At 36.8% G+C, this 18,710-nt stretch carries 20 protein-coding genes; 10 read left to right on the top strand and 10 right to left on the bottom strand.

Features of this window, described 5'->3' with window-relative positions; all coding sequences use genetic code 11:
- Window positions 1–63 precede the first annotated feature (63 nt).
- The 3 genes from ACFSQJ_RS12950 to ACFSQJ_RS12940 form a co-directional block, all read right to left on the bottom strand.
- Window positions 64–1,581, bottom strand: coding sequence for a G-D-S-L family lipolytic protein (locus tag ACFSQJ_RS12950; protein ID WP_377767367.1), 1,518 nt, complete (start codon window positions 1,579–1,581; stop codon window positions 64–66).
- A gap of 130 nt (window positions 1,582–1,711) precedes the next feature.
- Window positions 1,712–2,482 (bottom strand): alpha/beta fold hydrolase, encoded by a 771-nt coding sequence (locus tag ACFSQJ_RS12945; RefSeq protein WP_377767366.1) that lies wholly within the window; start codon window positions 2,480–2,482, stop codon window positions 1,712–1,714.
- Window positions 2,482–3,195, bottom strand: a complete 714-nt coding sequence (locus ACFSQJ_RS12940) for a pyridoxine 5'-phosphate synthase (RefSeq protein ID WP_377767365.1) — start codon at window positions 3,193–3,195, stop codon at window positions 2,482–2,484. Before ACFSQJ_RS12940 ends, ACFSQJ_RS12945 begins: the two co-directional genes overlap by 1 nt.
- Before the next feature lie 88 nt (window positions 3,196–3,283).
- Here ACFSQJ_RS12940 and ACFSQJ_RS12935 point away from each other — a divergent pair, with 88 nt between their 5' ends.
- The 8 genes from ACFSQJ_RS12935 to murI all read left to right on the top strand — a co-directional run bounded on the left by ACFSQJ_RS12935 (window position 3,284) and on the right by murI (window position 11,358).
- Complete coding sequence (locus tag ACFSQJ_RS12935; RefSeq protein ID WP_377767363.1) at window positions 3,284–3,940, top strand: CBS domain-containing protein; 657 nt, start codon at window positions 3,284–3,286, stop codon at window positions 3,938–3,940.
- 36 nt (window positions 3,941–3,976) lie between these two features.
- Window positions 3,977–4,858, top strand: coding sequence for an NAD kinase (locus tag ACFSQJ_RS12930; protein WP_377767361.1), 882 nt, complete (start codon window positions 3,977–3,979; stop codon window positions 4,856–4,858).
- A gap of 111 nt (window positions 4,859–4,969) precedes the next feature.
- Window positions 4,970–5,653 (top strand): type IX secretion system protein PorG, encoded by a 684-nt coding sequence (gene porG, locus ACFSQJ_RS12925; protein WP_377767360.1) that lies wholly within the window; start codon window positions 4,970–4,972, stop codon window positions 5,651–5,653.
- Window positions 5,646–6,398, top strand: coding sequence for an isoprenyl transferase (locus ACFSQJ_RS12920; RefSeq protein ID WP_377767359.1), 753 nt, complete (start codon window positions 5,646–5,648; stop codon window positions 6,396–6,398). Before porG ends, ACFSQJ_RS12920 begins: the two co-directional genes overlap by 8 nt.
- On the top strand, window positions 6,370–9,015 hold the full coding sequence (bamA, locus tag ACFSQJ_RS12915) for an outer membrane protein assembly factor BamA (RefSeq protein ID WP_377767358.1): 2,646 nt from the start codon (window positions 6,370–6,372) through the stop codon (window positions 9,013–9,015). Before ACFSQJ_RS12920 ends, bamA begins: the two co-directional genes overlap by 29 nt.
- Before the next feature lie 100 nt (window positions 9,016–9,115).
- On the top strand, window positions 9,116–9,949 hold the full coding sequence (locus ACFSQJ_RS12910; protein ID WP_377767357.1) for an OmpH family outer membrane protein: 834 nt from the start codon (window positions 9,116–9,118) through the stop codon (window positions 9,947–9,949).
- Between the two features lie 46 nt (window positions 9,950–9,995).
- The gene (locus ACFSQJ_RS12905; RefSeq protein WP_377767356.1) at window positions 9,996–10,505 is read left to right on the top strand and encodes an OmpH family outer membrane protein; all 510 of its coding nucleotides are present in this window, start codon (window positions 9,996–9,998) and stop codon (window positions 10,503–10,505) included.
- A 70-nt stretch (window positions 10,506–10,575) separates the two neighbouring features.
- Window positions 10,576–11,358, top strand: coding sequence for a glutamate racemase (gene murI / locus ACFSQJ_RS12900; protein ID WP_377767355.1), 783 nt, complete (start codon window positions 10,576–10,578; stop codon window positions 11,356–11,358).
- Here murI and ACFSQJ_RS12895 read toward each other — a convergent pair.
- On the bottom strand, window positions 11,355–11,849 hold the full coding sequence (locus ACFSQJ_RS12895) for a dihydrofolate reductase (protein WP_377767354.1): 495 nt from the start codon (window positions 11,847–11,849) through the stop codon (window positions 11,355–11,357). The genes murI and ACFSQJ_RS12895 overlap by 4 nt on opposite strands.
- Window positions 11,846–12,235, bottom strand: coding sequence for a 2TM domain-containing protein (locus ACFSQJ_RS12890; protein WP_377767353.1), 390 nt, complete (start codon window positions 12,233–12,235; stop codon window positions 11,846–11,848). The genes ACFSQJ_RS12895 and ACFSQJ_RS12890 overlap by 4 nt, the downstream gene beginning before the upstream one ends.
- A gap of 54 nt (window positions 12,236–12,289) precedes the next feature.
- On the opposite strand from ACFSQJ_RS12890, the gene ACFSQJ_RS12885 reads away from it, so the two are divergent.
- Window positions 12,290–13,369 (top strand): aminotransferase class V-fold PLP-dependent enzyme, encoded by a 1,080-nt coding sequence (locus ACFSQJ_RS12885; protein WP_377767352.1) that lies wholly within the window; start codon window positions 12,290–12,292, stop codon window positions 13,367–13,369.
- Between the two features lie 162 nt (window positions 13,370–13,531).
- A complete protein-coding gene (locus ACFSQJ_RS12880; protein WP_377767351.1) occupies window positions 13,532–13,828 on the top strand; it encodes an isoamylase early set domain-containing protein in 297 nt (98 codons plus the stop codon).
- 67 nt (window positions 13,829–13,895) lie between these two features.
- Here ACFSQJ_RS12880 and ACFSQJ_RS12875 read toward each other — a convergent pair whose 3' ends face one another.
- From ACFSQJ_RS12875 to ACFSQJ_RS12855, 5 genes are all read right to left on the bottom strand, one after another.
- A complete protein-coding gene (locus tag ACFSQJ_RS12875) occupies window positions 13,896–14,177 on the bottom strand; it encodes a DUF427 domain-containing protein (protein WP_377767350.1) in 282 nt (93 codons plus the stop codon).
- Window positions 14,174–15,148: an L-histidine N(alpha)-methyltransferase gene (locus tag ACFSQJ_RS12870; protein ID WP_377767348.1), complete on the bottom strand. Its 975-nt coding sequence runs from the start codon at window positions 15,146–15,148 to the stop codon at window positions 14,174–14,176. Before ACFSQJ_RS12870 ends, ACFSQJ_RS12875 begins: the two co-directional genes overlap by 4 nt.
- A 16-nt stretch (window positions 15,149–15,164) precedes the next feature.
- Window positions 15,165–16,325, bottom strand: coding sequence for an ergothioneine biosynthesis protein EgtB (egtB, locus tag ACFSQJ_RS12865; protein ID WP_377767347.1), 1,161 nt, complete (start codon window positions 16,323–16,325; stop codon window positions 15,165–15,167).
- A 62-nt stretch (window positions 16,326–16,387) separates the two neighbouring features.
- Window positions 16,388–17,881, bottom strand: coding sequence for a sensor histidine kinase (locus tag ACFSQJ_RS12860; RefSeq protein ID WP_377767346.1), 1,494 nt, complete (start codon window positions 17,879–17,881; stop codon window positions 16,388–16,390).
- Window positions 17,878–18,582, bottom strand: coding sequence for a response regulator transcription factor (locus ACFSQJ_RS12855; RefSeq protein WP_377767345.1), 705 nt, complete (start codon window positions 18,580–18,582; stop codon window positions 17,878–17,880). The genes ACFSQJ_RS12860 and ACFSQJ_RS12855 overlap by 4 nt, the downstream gene beginning before the upstream one ends.
- Between the last annotated feature and the right edge of the window lie 128 nt (window positions 18,583–18,710).

The raw sequence follows: 18,710 nt of genomic DNA, 5'->3' as shown, positions 1-18,710 counted from the left end.
AAGCTAAGCTTTTTAATAATATTCGACTAATGACAACTAGACTTGTATCAATGTCGATAAATTTTATTTAATATACAATCCGGTAAAATCTAGTGGATTAACCCCTGGTAAATTGGATCCATACTTGGTATTGATAGCTTCAACAAAAGCATTGGCTAAAATGGCGTACCCACGAGGAGAAGGATGCACCCCATCTAAAGAGAATCCACCGCCTGTGCCAAAGTTTGCAGTTACTACGCTGCCGTCAGCCTGAGTAAATCCATTTGCTCCTAACTCTACCAATAAAGAGTTCGCATCAACCAAAGCTAAATCATATTGTGTTGCTAAACCAGCGATTACTTGATTGTAAGCTGTTACTGCCGCATTCGCTATTTGTTGTTCTTCTGGGGTTAACACCCAATTATCCGCCAAGGGCACTGCCACTCCGTTTATAGAAGTAGGGTCTGCCGGATTTGCCAAAGAGCCAATAAAAGTACTAGAAGTCAAAACCAATAAATCATCAGCTGTTGCTTGTCTCATGTTGATCAGTGCTGAGCTAAATACACTAAGATCTGTTAAATCTTCGTCTAATATTACAACCGCATTTCCTTGACCGGCTTGAAAAGAAATTGTTCTTTTTGCAGCTTCCTCAGGCGTAATTTGTGGTGCCCCTAACGGATTTTGATTTGTACTAAAGGCTAGAAGTGCCTGATTATAGGCCGCATAAGCTCCATTTAGTAAATCTGCAGTAGCGGCATCCAAAGGAACAGGATTATGAGGTACTGTTGTTAAAAACGGAATCGTTGTCACATCTGGAATATTGGCAATCACCCCTTTTGCGTTATTTGCTGTCATCGCCTGTAAAATTGCGTTGATAGAACCTGCAACCACATTTGGATCTGAAACATCAGAACCGCCATATGTGCTTGGATCTAGATTACCGGTTTGGTCGACACCGGCACCTCCACTAGTAGCGTAGCCTAAAACATCATTATTACCAATCCACAAACTAAAGAAACTAGCGTTTTGAGCAGCCGCATCTGCTAATATTGTGGTATTCGGACTTGAAGCGAAACGCACGAAATAAGGATTTGCAGTGCTCCCAACACCGGCTACATTACCGTAACCAGGTGCAAGTAAGTGATAACTTTTAGCTCCAGGAACTCCCATATTATTAAAAGGTCCCGAAAGAACGTTTGAAACTTCTGTACTTCCTTGACCACTCACAGGTACTGGAGCAGGTGAGCCTGAGGCAAATGATAAAATAAGCCGGTTGCCAGAAATTGGTGTTCCCCCAAGGGTCAAACCACCCAAATCATCTGCCATAAAAGGGATGTTGAAGCTGCCGCCGCCTGCCAATTCAAAGTTAGAGGCCAGCATATTTGGAAAAGACGCAGTTTGGCCTGATTGAAATAATGCCGCATCAGAAAAACCTGCAGTCAATGAATTACCTAGAGACACATAGTTCGAAAAATCAGCAGAACCACTTGTGAAAGTTATTGGTGTTGGAGGTGTTGGTGTAGTATCTGCAACCGTATCATCATCAGAACAAGAGACGAAAATAAGTCCAAACATAGAAAGTAGTGCGAGGAACTTCTTCATATCAATAAATTTAAAGTTAGTTTAAGTTAAGTTTGCGTTAATCGCTTATTTCCAAAACTATGCGAAAATTGTTATACATACAATTAAAAGGTAAAAAAAATTATGCATGCATAATAAATTAGGTCAATTTTTAACGATTTAGGAATTGTAGCGACCTAGAAAAGAATGCTGTGGGGTTTTCGGCATGCAGCCAGTGACCTGCATTGGAGATGGTATCGATTTCCGCTTTTGGGAAATGTCTTTGAATAATATCAAAGTCATTTTGAAGAATGTATTCTGATTTATCTCCTCTAAGAAACAATGTTTCCCCTCCGAAGGAGTCGGTGCTGCTAATATTCTCTCCTATTTCTTCCATCTTGTGCTGTAAAACGGACAGGTTGAACCTAAACCCTAGTTTACCTTTCTCGACCCAATAAAGGTTTTTTAACAAGAATTGACGAATACCCCAATCTGATAGGTGATTGGCCAATTCTTCATCAGCTTCTCTTCTTGAGGAAATGGTATTGAAATCTAAGGAGTTCAGTCCGTTTATAATTTCGTTATGGTGTGCTGGGTAATATTTTGGGGCTATATCTGCAACTACTAATTTCTCCACTAAATTAGGGTTAGAGCAAGCAAATTGCATCACTGTTTTACCACCCATGGAGTGACCAATAAGATTGGCTTTGGTAATGCTGTGGTGTTTTATATAAAACCCCAAGTCTTTGGCCATGAATTCATAATCAAAATCTTTTGAGTGAAAACTCTTGCCATGATTACGTTGGTCTATCAAGTGTACTTGAAAACCATTTTCTGCGTACTTATTCCCTAAAGTTTTCCAGTTATCGGACATACCTAAAAACCCGTGTAAAATCAGTAAGGGCTTTCCTTTTCCAATAATTTTAGCATGTAGTAGTTCCATTATTGCAAACGGTGTAAGTACATATTGATGACGTTCTCCAATCCTAAATAAAGAGATTCGCAAATAAGGGCATGACCTATGGATACCTCAAGCAAATTTGGAATATGCTCCTTAAAAAATGAAATGTTATCCAAGCTTAAATCGTGGCCGGCATTAATTCCGATTCCTAAATCGTTTGCCACTTTGGCCGCATTCGCAAAGGGTACTATGCTTTTCTTGTTTCCTTCCGAGAAAGACTTTGCATAACTTTCGGTATATAATTCTATCCTATCGGTTCCTACTTCCTTGGCGCCTTCTACCATTTCTTCAATAGGATCTACAAAAATTGAAGTGCGAATACCGTTTGCTTTAAAGGTATCGACTACATCAATAAGAAAATCTTTATTTTTTATTGTATCCCACCCTGCATTTGAAGTAATAGCGTCTTCCGCGTCGGGTACAAGGGTTACCTGGGTGGGTTTAATGGCCAAAACCATTTCCATAAACTTAGGTATCGGGTTACCTTCAATATTGAATTCGGTAGAAACTATATCCTTTAAATCATAGGCATCTTGATAGCGAATATGCCTTTCGTCTGGTCTTGGGTGTATTGTAATACCTTGACCACCAAAAGATTCTATGTCTTTGGCAGATTTTAACAGATCAGGGGCGTTTCCTCCACGTGAATTTCTAAGTGTGGCCAATTTGTTGATATTGACACTAAGTTTTGTCATAAAGGCTATAGTTTTTATAGGTACAAAAATACAAATTGGGCACACCTTTTGCAGTTTAAAATTAGTATTTTGCACAAGATTTAAAGGTATGGAGCTACAAAGTCAATTGTTGGATAATTTACCGGTATTCGAAGTATCGGAGCTTATGAAAGAGGTTATTGCCTTTTTTGACCAAACTACATGCTCTCATGTAGCTATTACCGAAAACAATATTTTTATCGGCGTATTACCTGAAAATGATTTAGCGTGCTTTGAATCTGAAAAAAAAATTGAAGAGTATCGCCATAACTTTGAGCACTTTTCGGTTACTAATGAAACCTCTTGGTTAGATGTTCTTGAAATTTTTGCAAGAAATGAGGCGAATATCATGCCCGTTCTCGATAAGGATAAACATATTCTAGGTTACTATGATTTAACAGATGTAGTAGGCGTGTTTATTGATACCCCATTCTTCACTGAGCCGGGAGGCATACTTGTTGTTGAAAAAGGCCTAAAGGATTATTCCATGAGTGAAATTGGGCAAATAGTTGAATCGAATAATGCCAAGGTTCTAGGTGCTTTTATCACCGATAATAAAAATGATGTTGTTCAAGTGACCCTAAAAATTAGTTCTTCTAGTTTAAATGAAGTTTCGCAAACTTTTAGAAGATATAACTACAATATTCTTTTTGGCAATAGCGATGATCAATTTTTAGAAGATTTGAAAAAGCGTTCCGCTTATTTGGATAAATACCTTAATGTTTAGCACAATGTTAACCCCTTAATTTCCAAAAAAAAACAAATGAAAGTTGCTATTTACGGTCAGTCTTTTATTGGGAATGATATTACATGTGTTGGCCAATTGTTGGATGAACTTGAAAAGGTAAATGCCAAAATTGCCATAGAATCTGATTTTGCCGAATTTATTTCACAAAACTTTACCCTTAAAGGAACAAAGACCTTTACACAAGAGCAAGGCTTGGACAGTTCTTTCGATATGTTCGTAAGTTTTGGTGGTGATGGCACTATGCTCAGGGCGGTAACTTATGTTCGAGATTTAGATATCCCTATTGTTGGTGTAAACACAGGGCGTTTGGGTTTTCTTTCTACTTTTAAGAAAGAAGACGTTAGAAAGGTGGTGACAGAATTTGTTGCCGGTAGTTTTACCATTGAAGAAAGGGGATTGGTAGAAATTCGTCTAGACCACGATGTTGAAGAATTTGGAGAACTCAATTTCGCCTTAAATGAAATAACTATCAGCAGAAAAGATACGACCTCGATGATTACTGTTGAAACGTATTTAAATGGTGAGTACTTAACATCATATTGGGCAGATGGTCTTATTGTTTCTACACCAACTGGATCAACAGGATATTCTTTGAGCTGTGGCGGCCCGGTTATTGCCCCGTCAACAAAATCTTTGGTTTTAACCCCAATAGCTCCACACAATTTAAATGCAAGGCCTTTTGTAATACCAGATGATACGGAGATTAGGTTAAAAGTGTATGGCCGTGAAGAAAACCATTTGGTTTCGCTAGATTCACGTATAGCCACCATCCCCAACGAAAAGGAAATTGTTGTCAAAAAATCGGACTTTACAATTAAAATGATAGAATATAAATCTGAAAGTTTTCTAAAAACATTGCGTAATAAATTACTTTGGGGCGAAGACAAGCGCAATTGACCTTTCAGCTACAATAAAAAAGCACAAAAACAGTTTTAAAAGAGAACATTATATGGCGGTGATGCAAGTCTCCTTGTTACTACTCGTTATGACAATAACTTTTGTTTTTCTATGAGAGTGTTTTTTTTGGTCTTTTTGTTTGCTGTTGGAACCTTGAGTGCACAAACCTATGAGATAGGTATTTTTGCCGGTGGTGCCAATATGATTGGTGATGTAGGAAGGACTAATTACATTCTACCTTCTGGTTTATCTTATGGAGCGCTATTTAAATGGAACAAAAGCAAAAGATACGCATGGCGTGCAAGTGTGATAAGAGGTTCTTTTACTGCTGACGATACAAAATCTAATTTAGCGTCAAGAGTGCAAAGAGCATATGCAGTAGATAATGCTGTGACCGAGTTCTCAGCAGGACTTGAATTTAACTTTGTTGAATATAACCTACATAAGTTAGGTCCAGCTTTTACGCCTTACCTCTATACCGGCTTCACCTATTTTAGATATGACTTTAATTATATAGATGCGCTTCAAGTTCAAAATTTAAATCAAAAGGATGGAAGTTTTGCAATACCAATGACTGTTGGCGCCAAATATAGAATAAGTCAGTTTTTTATCATTGGCGCTGAAGTAGGGGCACGGTACACTTTCACGGATAATTTAGACGCCAGTAACCCAGAAGGTTCAAATTTTGAGCAGCTTCGATTCGGAAATATTTTAAGCGATGACTGGTATGTCTTTTCTGGTATCACATTTACTTATACCTTTGGGCGCAAACCATGTCAAGATTGTTTTGAGTAATAAAACGAATTCTTTAGCCGATTTAAATCAAGAAAAACTACCCAAACACATTGCCGTTATTATGGATGGCAACGGTCGTTGGGCCAAGCAACGAGGCAAGTTGCGGGTGTTCGGCCACCAAAATGGTGTTGAAGCCGTACGGCAGACCGTTGAAAACTGTGCCAAGATTAAAATTGATTTTCTAACACTTTATGCATTTTCTACCGAGAATTGGAATAGACCTAAGGTCGAGGTTCAGACTTTGATGAAGCTTTTGGTGTCTTCTTTACGGAAAGAATTAAAAACCCTGAACAAGAATAATATTCGATTAAATGCGATAGGAAACATCGATTCGTTGCCTAAAAAAGCCCATGATGAGCTGAAAGAAGTTATTTCAAAAACAAAAAACAATACTGGTATGACCTTGACCTTAGCTTTAAGTTATGGGTCTCGTGAAGAGCTGAAAACAGCGATAAAAGCTATAAGTATCAAAGTTAAAAATAATATAATTTCTCCTGAAAATATTGATGAAACGATTATTAATACTCATCTTTACACGCATGATTTGCCAGATGTAGACCTGCTTATTCGTACAAGTGGAGAGCATAGAATAAGTAATTTTTTACTTTGGCAAATTGCATATGCCGAATTATATTTTATTGACGTATTTTGGCCCGATTTTAGTGAACATCATTTGGTAGATGCAATAATGAACTACCAAAATAGAGAAAGAAGATTTGGAAAGACTAGCGAACAACTCAATTGAAAGAATAATCAAAAGCACTTCGTATAACAAATTATTACTCCTCCTTTTTTTAACCACCACAGTAACTTTCGCCCAAACTTCTTATGAAGATGGTAAAAAGTATATTCTTGGTGGATTAGAAGTTACAGGTCTTCAGAGTTATAATGAGCAAACGGTCAAGACCTACACAGGCCTTAGAATTGGACAGCCAATTACGATTCCCGGAGAAGAGATTAGCGCAGTTATTAAAAAATTATGGGGTTTAGAGCTTTTTAGTGATGTCTCTATGTACCAAACTAGGGTAGAAGGCGATAAAATATTTCTAGAACTTAATATTTTAGAAAGGCCTACTTTATCAAAAGTTACCGTCTATGGTGTTAAAAAACGAAAAGTAGACGAGATTATCGATGATACAGACCTTAAGAAAGGTAAGAAAATAACAGAAAGTCTTATCGCCAACACCAAAGGTTATTTAGAAAATAAATATAAAAAGCAAGGTTTTCTAAATGCAAAAGTGAACATTGCCACGGCCAAAGACACTACTGGTACCAATACGGAGAGTATGGTAGTCAACGTGAAAAAGGGGGATAAGGTTAAGATTAAAAGTATTGTTTTTGAGGGAAATGAGAAGGTAAAAGACAAGCGACTACGAAAAGCTCTCGGAAAGGCAAAAATCAGAAAAAAGAAGTTAGGTGCATTTTGGCAAAGGTCGAAATATATGGAAGACGAATTTAAGGAAGGACTTAAAAACGTTGTAGATGCCTATGCTGAAAAAGGATATCGAGACGCGCGAGTGTTATCGGATACCTTTATTAAGGTTGATGAGAATAATATCGCCCTAAAGATTAAAGTCGAAGAAGGTAATAAATATTACTTCGGTAATATTGATTTTGTAGGTAATTCGGTTTACACAGATCGCCAGCTAAGTCAAGTTTTAGGTATCAAAAAAGGTGATACTTATAATGGGGTTTTATTAAAAGAACGTATTGCTGATAATTCTAAACCAGACGCGGTCGATATCACAAATCAATATCAAAATAACGGATATTTATTCTCACAGATCAATCCGGTTGAAATTTCGGCGGTAAACGACACCATCGATTTTGAAATCAGAATTATAGAAGGTAAAGAGACTTTTCTTAACCACGTGACAGTTGTTGGTAATGACAAGACCAACGACCATGTAATCTTTAGGGAACTACGTACAAGGCCAGGCCAAAAATACAGCAAAGATAATATTGTAAGAAGTGTTCGCGAATTAGGTCAGTTAGGCTTTTTTGATGCAGAACAGATTGTGCCCGATGTTGAGAACCCAGATCCAAATGCTGGTACGGTTGATATCAAGTATAGTTTGGTGGAATCTGGCTCTAGCCAAATAGAGTTACAAGGCGGTTATGGTGGGGGTGGCTTTATTGGCACCTTAGGGCTTTCATTCAGTAATTTTTCGCTACAGAATATCTTTAATGGAGAGTCGTATAAACCGGTTCCTATGGGTGATGGTCAGACTTTTGCACTTCGACTTCAGGCGAGTAGAACGTTTAGGGTATATAGCTTAAACTTTGCAGAACCTTGGTTGGGCGGTAGAAAGCCAGTACGTTTTAACCTGTCTTTTTCTAGAACGCAACAGTTTTCTTCTCAATTTACCAATCAAGGACAAATAGATGTTGATAAAGACCGTGGGTTTTCTATCACAGGTGTTACGGCAGGTTTGGCTAAAAGAGTACAATGGCCAGATGATTTCTTTACGATTTCACATTCTTTGGGATACCAGTTGTATGACTTTAAAAATTACAATATTGGTTTGTTCAATTTTGGTAACGGAACATCGAACTCATTGGCCTATACTTTTGGACTTTCAAGAAGTTCTCAGGGACCAAGTAGAATATTTCCTCTTACAGGTTCTAATTTTGAGATTACAGCTAAGTTTACACCTCCTTATTCTTTAATAAGCGGAAAAGATTTTAAAAGTCTAAAAGTACGTAGTGATGAAATTACCGCATCTGCAAATGATGGAACCCCGTTAACTACAGCAGAGACCAACGAGCTGCAAGAAATAGAAGAAGAGCGTTTCAAGTGGTTAGAATATTACAAGATTAAGTTTAAGGGCGATTGGTATACGCGCTTAGCGGGCAAGTTGGTGCTTAGAACCAATGCAGAATTTGGATTCTTAGGAAACTATAACAATGACATTGGTGATGTGCCATTTGAGCGGTTCTTTGTTGGTGGTGATGGGCTAGGAAACTTTACCTTAGATGGTCGAGATGTAGTACAATTAAGAGGTTACGAAAACAGTTCACTTACTTCTTTTAGCAATAACCCGATTACTGGTAGACAAGAGCAAGACGGTGGTACTATTTACAATAAATTCTCATTAGAGTTACGCTACCCCTTAACCTTAAAACCTTCTGCATCTATATACGCGCTTTCATTTTTAGAAGCGGGTAATTCTTTTGACAATTTTAATGAGTTTAATCCGTTTGAGTTAAAGAGATCTGCTGGAGTGGGGCTGCGTATTTTTATGCCGGCATTTGGTCTCTTGGGCATTGACTTTGGCTACGGATTTGATTCCGATGCAAGACCTGGGTCAATTGGTCCAAGTGGTTGGCAAACACACTTCATTATAGGTCAACAGTTTTAACCTAAAGAAAATAAGTCAAATTACAAAGAGTTAATTATCTCATTTTAAATTATTTAGTTATTTTGGCACGATATTTTCTATGTAAATAGCGGAAGTAAAAATGAAGTTAAAAGTTCTTTTTTTCATAACTATCACTTTATGTTCTTTTTACGGATTTTCTCAAAGAGGGGTTCGCATAGGATATGTAGATATGGAATACATTTTGGAAAACGTTGAAGAATATCGTGATGCTACGGCCCAATTAAATGCAAAAGCACAAAAGTGGAAGCAAGAAATTGAACTCAAACAAAGTACGGTTGAACAGATGAAGAAAGATTTAATGGCAGAAAAAGTGCTATTAACCGACGAGTTGATTGCCGAACGTGAAGAAGAGATTCAGATTTTAGAGACTGAACTTTTGGATTATCAGCAAGACCGTTTCGGGCCGCAAGGCGATTTAGTCTTGCAGAAGCAATTATTGATTCAGCCAATACAGGATCAAGTTTTTAATGAGGTTCAAAAAATTGGTGCTAACAAAAAGTATGATTTTATTTTTGATAAATCAGCGGATGTCGTAATGTTGTATTCCCAAAAAAGACACGATGTTAGTGATTTAGTTTTAAGGGAGATAGGAAGAACACGAAAAATAAGCGGATCAAAGAAAAAACAGAAGCTTAATAGCAGATTAAAAGAGTTTGAAGCGCAGGAAGCAGAGGAGAATGAAGAGATTAGTGATGCTTTAAAAGCGAGACAAGAAAAAGCTGAAAACACCAAAGAATCAAGGGCAAAGGCTTTTGAGGCAAAAAAGGCAGAGCAATTAAAACTTAGAGAACAACGCAAGAAGGCATACGAAGAGCGAAGAAAAAAATTATTGGAAGAAAGGGAAGCCAAGCGTAAAGCAAAGGAAGAAAACGATAATAAAGAAGAAGATTCAAAGAGTGAATCTAAAGATTAAACACTAATATTAAAATTAACACTTGAAATTAAAGTTACTCAGAATTATGAAAAATGTTAAGAAGATTGTTGTAGCACTAGTATTTTTTGTTGCAGCTACAGGGTTTGTAAACGCACAAAGTAAAGTTGCCCATATTAATGTGCAACAACTATTGTCTGAAATGCCTGAAATGATTGCTGCACAGGCTGAACTAAAGAAATTACAAGAGACATATAGAGCTGATTTAGAAGGTTCGATGAAAGAAATGCAGAACAAGTATACGCAGTATCAAAACGAGGCTGCTTCAAAATCTGCTGAAGAAAATGAAAAGCGTGCGATAGAGCTTCAAGGTTATGATAAGAACATAAAGCAAGCAGAGCAACAAGCAATGCAAGAAATGCAAAAGAAGCAGCAAGAATTATTTGCTCCTATTTCTGATAAAGCAAAGAATGCGATTGATAAAGTTGCAGCGGCTTTAGGTTATGATTATGTAATTGATGCTAGCCCAGGTTTGAGCCTTATCGTTTCTAAAGGAAAAGACTTGTTGCCAGAAGTAAAGCAAGAATTAGGATTCTAAGTTTTAGAACCAAATAAAATAAAACCATCTTGATGATTGAATCAAGGTGGTTTTTTTATTTTTGAGTATAATGCAAAACCCAATAGGTATTTTTGATTCTGGCGTAGGCGGTACTTCTATTTGGAAAGAGCTACACGCCCTTATGCCCAATGAAAGCACGATTTATTTGGCGGACAGTAATAATGCGCCTTACGGCGAAAAATCAGAAGAGAAAATTCTTCAACTCTGTATAAAAAACACAGAACTTTTATTGAGTAAAAAGTGTAAACTAATTGTAGTGGCCTGTAATACGGCAACCACCAATGCGATTACTCAACTTAGAAAAACCTACACTGTACCATTTATAGGTATAGAACCCGCTATAAAACCAGCTGCGCTTCAGACCCAGACCAAAAAGGTTGGCGTTCTTGCCACTAAAGGTACCTTGTCAAGTGCTTTGTTCAACAGTACCTCTAAGTTATATGCGTCAGGTATAAAAGTCTTTGAACAAGAGGGAACGGGATTAGTAAAATTAATTGAGTCGGGACTTGCAAAATCAAATGAGGTGAGAAACTTATTAGAACAGTTTCTAAGACCAATGCTGAAAGAGGGGATAGATTGTTTGGTGTTAGGCTGTACGCACTATCCATACCTGATTCCGGCCTTAAAAGAAATTTTGCCAAACAATGTCAAGATAGTTGATTCTGGGCTGGCAGTGGCCCAACAAACCAAATCTATCTTAAAAAAAAATGATTTGCTCAATAATGATTCAACATTGGCACCTAAGAACATTTTTTATTCCAATACGAATCCAGCAGTATTGAAAGAACTTATAAATAATAGTGGTGTAGAAGTGAGTTACCTAGATTTTTAACTTCTTTTTTTATAGCTTAGGTAGGTAAAACCATATTTATGCCGTTCATCTTGGGCATGATACTCCTCTTTCGCTAAAACCCATTCATCAAGATTAATTTCTGGAAAGAAAGTATCGGCTTCAACCTCGGCATGAACTCTTGTTAGTTCGATATGGGTGGCATATTTCAGTGCTTGGCTATAGATTTCGCCTCCACCTATAATAAAGGCCTGGTCATCTTCTGAGGTGAGCGCAATTGCCGATGCTATTGAATTCACCACTGTACATTCAAACTTTGGCTTGTACTCTTTTGATCTTGTAATTACAATATGTTCTCTATTAGGCAGGGCCCTAGGAAAACTTTCTAAAGTTTTTCTACCCATAATAATTTTGTGCCCTGTGGTTAGGGCTTTGAACCTCTTAAAATCATCTGGCAAATGCCAAGGTAAGTCGTTATTTATACCCAATGCATTGTTTTCAGCAGCAGCAGCAATAATAATAAGTTTGTTCAATCTTCTTTTTTTTTATTGAAATTGGATAATGGGAAATCCGATTCTATTTCTTTTTGTATTTCGGCAATTTTGGCCTTTTGCTTGGCTACTAGTTTTTCTCGTTGTTTTCTCTCCCAGGCGACCCCCATAAATTTATGGGTAACAAATACGTTGAATGCGTGCATAACAAAAAGAAAACCCCAAAAAGAAATTGCCCAGATATACCAATCATAGGCTTCCCATTGTTTAAAAATCTTATTGATCAAAACAATAAAGACACTACCGATTAGAAAGACAACGAAATGCGAAAACAGCCGTTTCTTTTGTTTTATCCGTTTTTGGGCATTTTCTAGCAATTCATGCTGTTCAATAGCAACATCTGATTTTTGGGTATTCTTTGAAAACATCTTTGCCTATCTTTAATGACAAAGATAACCGATTTAAGATTTTAAAGATTTAAGATGGAACAAATCAGAAAACAGTTTCCGATATTAAACCATTCTATTTATGCAAATACAGCGGCCTCGGGCCTATTGTACGATGATTTGTTAGAATGGAGGCAGGGTCACGATTTAGACTATTTGATTGGAGGTAGCGAGATGAAGCAAAACTCTAATAGAATGCATTCGGAAACCAGAAGAGTTGTAGGGGAATTTTTCAACTGTAACCCAGAGAATGTGGCACTAGTACCAAACTTCACTATTGGTTTGAACTTTTTGGTTGAAGGCTTGGATAAGAAAGAGAAAGTGCTTCTTATAGAAGGCGATTATCCATCTCTAAATTGGCCTTTTGAGAGTAGAGGGTTTGCTATTGAATATCTTGCGGTTTCTGAAAATTTAGAAGAATGTATTTATGATGCCATAAAGACCAATGGAATCACCGTTTTGGCTCTAAGTGTTGTGCAATGGTTAAATGGAATTATGGTCGATTTGACTTTCTTGAAAAAGTTAAAGACCCAGTTTAAAGATTTATTGATTATTTCAGATGGAACCCAATTTTTGGGAACAAGAAGTTTTAATTTTTTAGAATCTGGAATTGATATTATTGGAGCAAGTGCCTATAAATGGCTGCTGTCGGGGTACGGAAATGGCTTGCTTTTAATCAAGGAAGAGGTGAAAGAGCGTTTTAAGCTAGTGGCTAAGGGATTTGGTTCTGGTAGAAACTCCTTGGAAAATAATCATAAAAGAACATTTTGCAAGCATTTAGAACCTGGCCACTTAGATTCCTTAAGTTTTGGAAGCCTTCAATTTTCATTAGAATTTCTAAGTAAGATTGGGCTCAAAAAAATAGCGGAACAGAACAATAAATTAAGCGATAAAGCCCGAAATGAGTTTAACGAGTTTGGTTTATTGGATGATATAGTGGTGAAAAGAAATACGCATAGTACTATTTTCAATATGAAAGCGAATCAAAGAGTGTTCAATAAACTTTTAGAACACAATGTGGTTTGCGTACAGCGCGGAGACGGAATTCGAATAAGCTTTCACTTTTACAATACCCTTGATGAAGTAGATGAAATTGTAAAAATCCTAAAATCGTAATATTTGAATTACTTTTTTGAATAAAATAACAGGTTAAATTTATCAAAGTGAACAACGCATGAAGCTAATTTTATCAAATTGATAAATCGCATCTAACCTGTTGACTTTTAGTTGTTTTATGTATTGCTTTGCACTATAATTAAATGAAAAAACAATAGTATCATGGCTATAAAAAAGCAATATTTAAAAAGCAAACCGGTTTGTAAAGTTACTTTTACGGTACCTGCGGACAACGCAAAAAAAGTAGCTGTTGTTGGTGATTTCAATAATTGGAACCCAAAAGGCAGCACACTTAGAAAATTAAAGAACGGAACCTTTAAAGGTACAATTGAGCTACCAAAAGAAAATACTTATGAATTTCGTTATCTAGTAGATAGTAACTACATTAATGATAATGAGGCGGACCGTTACCAATGGAACGACTACGCTGGTACTGAAAATGCAGTTTTAGAAGTATAGTATCTTTAACTTAGAAAGAACAAAAACCCATGCCTTGGCATGGGTTTTTTATTTTATCACGAGGTGCTTACTTTTCTACACTTACACCTTTCCAAAAAGCGACCCTGCCTTTAATTTGTTTGGCCAATTCACTTGTTTCTGGGTAGTACCAAGCGGCATCGGTATTCACTTTGCCATCGACCTCAATGGAATAATATGAGGCCATGCCTTTCCAAGGGCAGTTGGTATGCGTATCACTTGTTTTAAAATATTCTTTTTTGATACTCTCAGCAGGAAAGTAATGGTTGTTTTCGATAACCAAAGTATCATCACTTTCCGCAATTACGGTATTATTCCAGATTGCTTTCATTGTATTTTCTTTTTAAAGATGTAATTTTTATAAAATTCATGTTCATCACTAAATTGATTTTCAATTTGAAGGCCCGCCTCGTTCGCTAGCCATGATACTACCTCGTCATCATATTTTTGTGAGATTTCGGTATGAATTGTTTCCCAAGCTTTAAAATTGACTTCTAAATCAAGTGATTTGATATACACCGTTTGCTTTTCTTTAGATACCAAATAGCTTTTTGCCGTACCCGTTTCAGGGTCGTAAACCTCCCAATGCAGAAATTTATCCAAATCAAAATTTCCGTTCATTTCAGTATTGATTCGGGTCAGTACATTTTTATTGAACGCCTCTGTAATACCAGTTTTATCATTATAGGCATCTAAAATGGTTTGCGGGTTTTTCTTTTGGTCAAAGCCCATAAAAATCAAATCATCATCATTGAGCACTTCTTGCATACTCTGTAGAAAAGAAATGGCCTGAGGATGCAACAAATTACCGATGTTGGATCCTAAAAACAGAATTACCTTTCGTTTGGCATGACTTTCGCCAATATCGGCGAGCGTTTCAAAATAAGTGCCTTGTAGGGTGTTTATTTCTACATTTGGCAATTCTTTTGTTACTGAAGCCTCAAGTTGGTCTAGGGCGTTCTGACTGATATCGATAGGCCTGTAATCAAAATCAATATCTTTTTCAGAAAAATGCCTTAACAGAATTTTAGTTTTTTTACCATCTCCTGCGCCCAACTCAAATAAACTAAAGGGCTCTTTGTCGAAGTTAAAAATGTAAGCTATTTTTTCTTTATGACGGTCTAGAATACTAAACTCACTATCAGTAAGATAATATTCTGGCATCGCCATGATATCTTGAAATAGCTTATCACCAATTTCATCATAAAAATATTTTGAGGATAAATACTTTGGTTGGGCTGTTAGGCCATCATAGACTTCTTGCTCAAAAGCTGAGGTTAATACAGTGGATTTATCTTGCATGTATTTTTTGTCGTGATTATTTGGCTAACCTTAATCCGGTAAACTGCCATCTTAGGTTTGGGTGGAAAAAATTCCTGTAGGTACACCTACTATGTTTGTCAGGCGTAGCTACTGAATTTCCACGCAATACTTTTTGACTTACCATAAATTTACCGTTGTATTCGCCCAAAGCGCCATCGGCTTTTTTGTAATTGGGATATGGGAGATAAGCACTCTCTGTCCATTCCCATCTTTTCCCCCAAGGAAAATAGCTTTGTGCAGCTTCCCATTCAAATTCAGTTGGTAGTCGTAAACCTTTCCATTGGGCAAAGGCAAAAGCTTCAAAATACGATATATGGGTAATTGGGGTATTACTAGCAATTTTTTTAAGGCCAGCGTAAGTGTAATGATACCATTCACCTTCTATTTTATGCCAATACAGTGGAGCTGTAATCTTGTTTTGGTTTACCCAATCCCAACCTTCTGCATGCCATAAATCAAATTTTTGATATCCTTTGGCCTCGATGAATTGAATAAACTCTTCATTCGTGACCAGTTTGTTAGAAATCTGGTAACTGTTCAAGTATACTTTATGCCTGCCCAGTTCATTGTCATAACAGAAATTATTGGAATTATGGCCTATCTCATAGATGCCTTCTTCTACAGAAATCCAATCTTGTGGATGATTTTCAATAGGGTGTTCTACAAATTCGTTTGAATACGCTGGTAGTAGCGGGTTATTGCCCAGAATATATTTAATATCGGTCAGCAATAATTCTTGATGTTGCTTTTCATGATGAATGCCAATCTCAAGTAAGTCGTTCAAGTTTTTTGTCTGCTCCGACTCAAACAATTTTTTGGTGGCTTGGGTAACGTAGTTTCGATATTCAAACACTTTTTTGACGGATGGTCGGCTCATGTTTCCACGATCTGAACGAACTACGCGCTTACCTACGGTCTCATAATAGCTATTGAAAACAAAAGAGAAATCCGCATCAAAAATTTGATAATTATCTACGTGAGGCTTTAAGATAAATTCTTCAAAAAACCAGGTAGTATGACCTAAATGCCATTTTGGTGGACTAACATCGACAATGGGCTGAACCACATAGTCTTCAGTTTCAAGAGGTTCACATATGATTTCGGAATGCTTTCGAGTTTCAAGAAAGAACTCAAGGAGATTATCAATGGCAATCATGCAGGCAATTTTACCTAAAGATAAAGAAATGTCTACGTTCAAACGAGCGCAATTACTTTTTTTTAGGCCATTTGGTAAATAGGTAGACTAAAACTAAAAGATGTGCCCTCATTGGGTTTACTTAGTACATTTATGCTTGCATTGTGTAATTCTACAATCTTTTTTACAATGGCCAATCCAAGCCCCGCACCTTCTTTTCGTTGGCCAGTTTTGGTTTGCCTATAGCGTTCAAAAATCAATGCTTGGTTTTCTTGTTTTATGCCAGGGCCAGAATCTTTTATGGTGATTTCAACGTCATTATTTTTTGGTGTTATTTGCACAATAACCTCTCCATTCTTAGGTGTGAATTTTAGCGCATTATCCATTAAATTTTGAATGGCTCTCTCAACCAAAGAAATGTCGGCAAACACCAAAGGGATTCCTTTACCCATCTCAAGTTTTAGATTGATGTTTTTTTGTTCTGCTAAAAGAGCATAATTTCTATGGATGTCATTGGCCAATTCACTGATTAAAAAAGGCTCCTTTTGAGGCTCAATTTGGTTTGCTTCTAATTTTGAATATTCAAATAACTGGGCAATAAGTTTTGAGAGTCTTTCGCCACTGGCATTAATGGTTTTTAGATAGTCTAGACGCTCTTTTTTTGATAAGTCCTCATCCTTCATTTGAAGCGTTTCGATATACCCTTGAATAATGGAAAGAGGTGTTCTTAAATCATGGGAGATATTTGCAATGAGCTCTCTACGCAATTTTTCTACAGATTTAATTTTGTCAATGTCTCCAAGAATGGTTTCTGCCATTTCATTATAGGTAGTGGTAACGCCGGCTAAGTCACTTTTTTCAGCATCTTTAATACGATACTCAAGGTCACCTTGTTGAAAGCGTTTGGCGGCAAACACCAGTTCGCGTAAATTTTTGGTAAGATACCATACGGATAAAACACCAAGTATTGCCGCAAAAAAGAGCGTTACTACTAAGGAACCTAGGCCTAATTTGAGTACATAGCTATTAAATAAAGATGCTCTGGTAGTTAAGTATTCTTCCCCGGCCAGAACAATATAAATGTATCCCTCTTTTTCACCCTTTTTAAATTTAGCAGCTGAAAACACTTTCTTATTGTCAAGATTTTTAGGGTCATCACCAAGAATATAATTTTGACCTTTAGAATTAATGAACGCTTTAATCGGTTCTAGCGAAATTCTTTTTTGATTGGTTTCGGGAGCATTATGGTCTAAAACCACAGAGTACTGTACATGGCCATCCATATCCAATAGATACACCTCAATGGCTCGGTTTACGGCCATCATATCATGCATGATATCACCAAACAATGCTTTATTTATAGCTCCGGCACTATCAATTGGACTTGCATCAACAAATTTTTCGTCAATTAAATCTTGGGCAAGATTAGCATGCAGTCTTTGAGTGGTTTCGTAAAAATATTGATTGGATAGGTAAATAGTCGCGATAGTATAGCCCAATCCTGCCAATAATAAGATAGCTAAGAATGAGAGCGTTAATTTTTTGACCAATCTATTTGAAAGTATGCTGTTGCTCATAATTCTTCATTGAATTTATAACCCACTCCCCATGTGGTTAAAATAAATTTAGGATTGCTCATATCGGGTTCTATTTTAGAGCGTAGCCGGTTGATGTGAGAGTTGACGGTATGCTCGTACCCTTTAAAATCGTAACCCCAAATTAGATTTAACAATTTGGTACGGTCATAACTTTTTCCTGGGTTTGAGGATAGTAAAACCAACAATTCAAATTCTTTGGGCGAGAGTTCTACCTTAATACCGTTAAGAACTACCTTTCGCATTTCAACATCAACCGACAAATTTTGAAAATGCATAATTTTTTCACTTGTGGTGTTCACTTCTTCTTTTACCGACATTTTTTCTCTTCTAAAAATGGCTTTAACACGAGCAATAAATTCTCTTACACTAAAAGGTTTAGTTAAATAATCGTCGGCACCGACCTCTAGTCCCAACACCTTGTCAATTTCTTCAGAACGAGCGGTGAGCATTATTATGGGAGACTGCACATTATTGGCCCTGATCTTTTGGCATACTTCGATACCATCCATTTCCGGAAGCATTACATCCAAAATAATAAGGTCAGGAACTTGCTCAATAGCTTTACGAAGCCCGTCGTCCCCCTGTGTTGCCGAGGTTATCGAGCAGCCCAAATCTTTCAAGTGTATTTCTAACAAGTGAATGATTTCTAAATCATCTTCAATAATCAATACATTTTTCATGCACAACGAAATAAAGGGTAAAACTTCACGAAAAGTTCACGGTTTAGAACTAAAAATTATGATTGACTTTGTATAGAGTCGATAAAACTATGTTTTTCTTGCACTTCATACCTTAAAATAATTGTAAG

Source organism: Croceitalea marina, assembly GCF_042684265.1.
In the GTDB taxonomy this organism is placed as follows: Bacteria; Bacteroidota; Bacteroidia; order Flavobacteriales; family Flavobacteriaceae; genus Croceitalea; species Croceitalea marina.
This window is presented reverse-complemented; position numbering and strand designations above follow the sequence as displayed.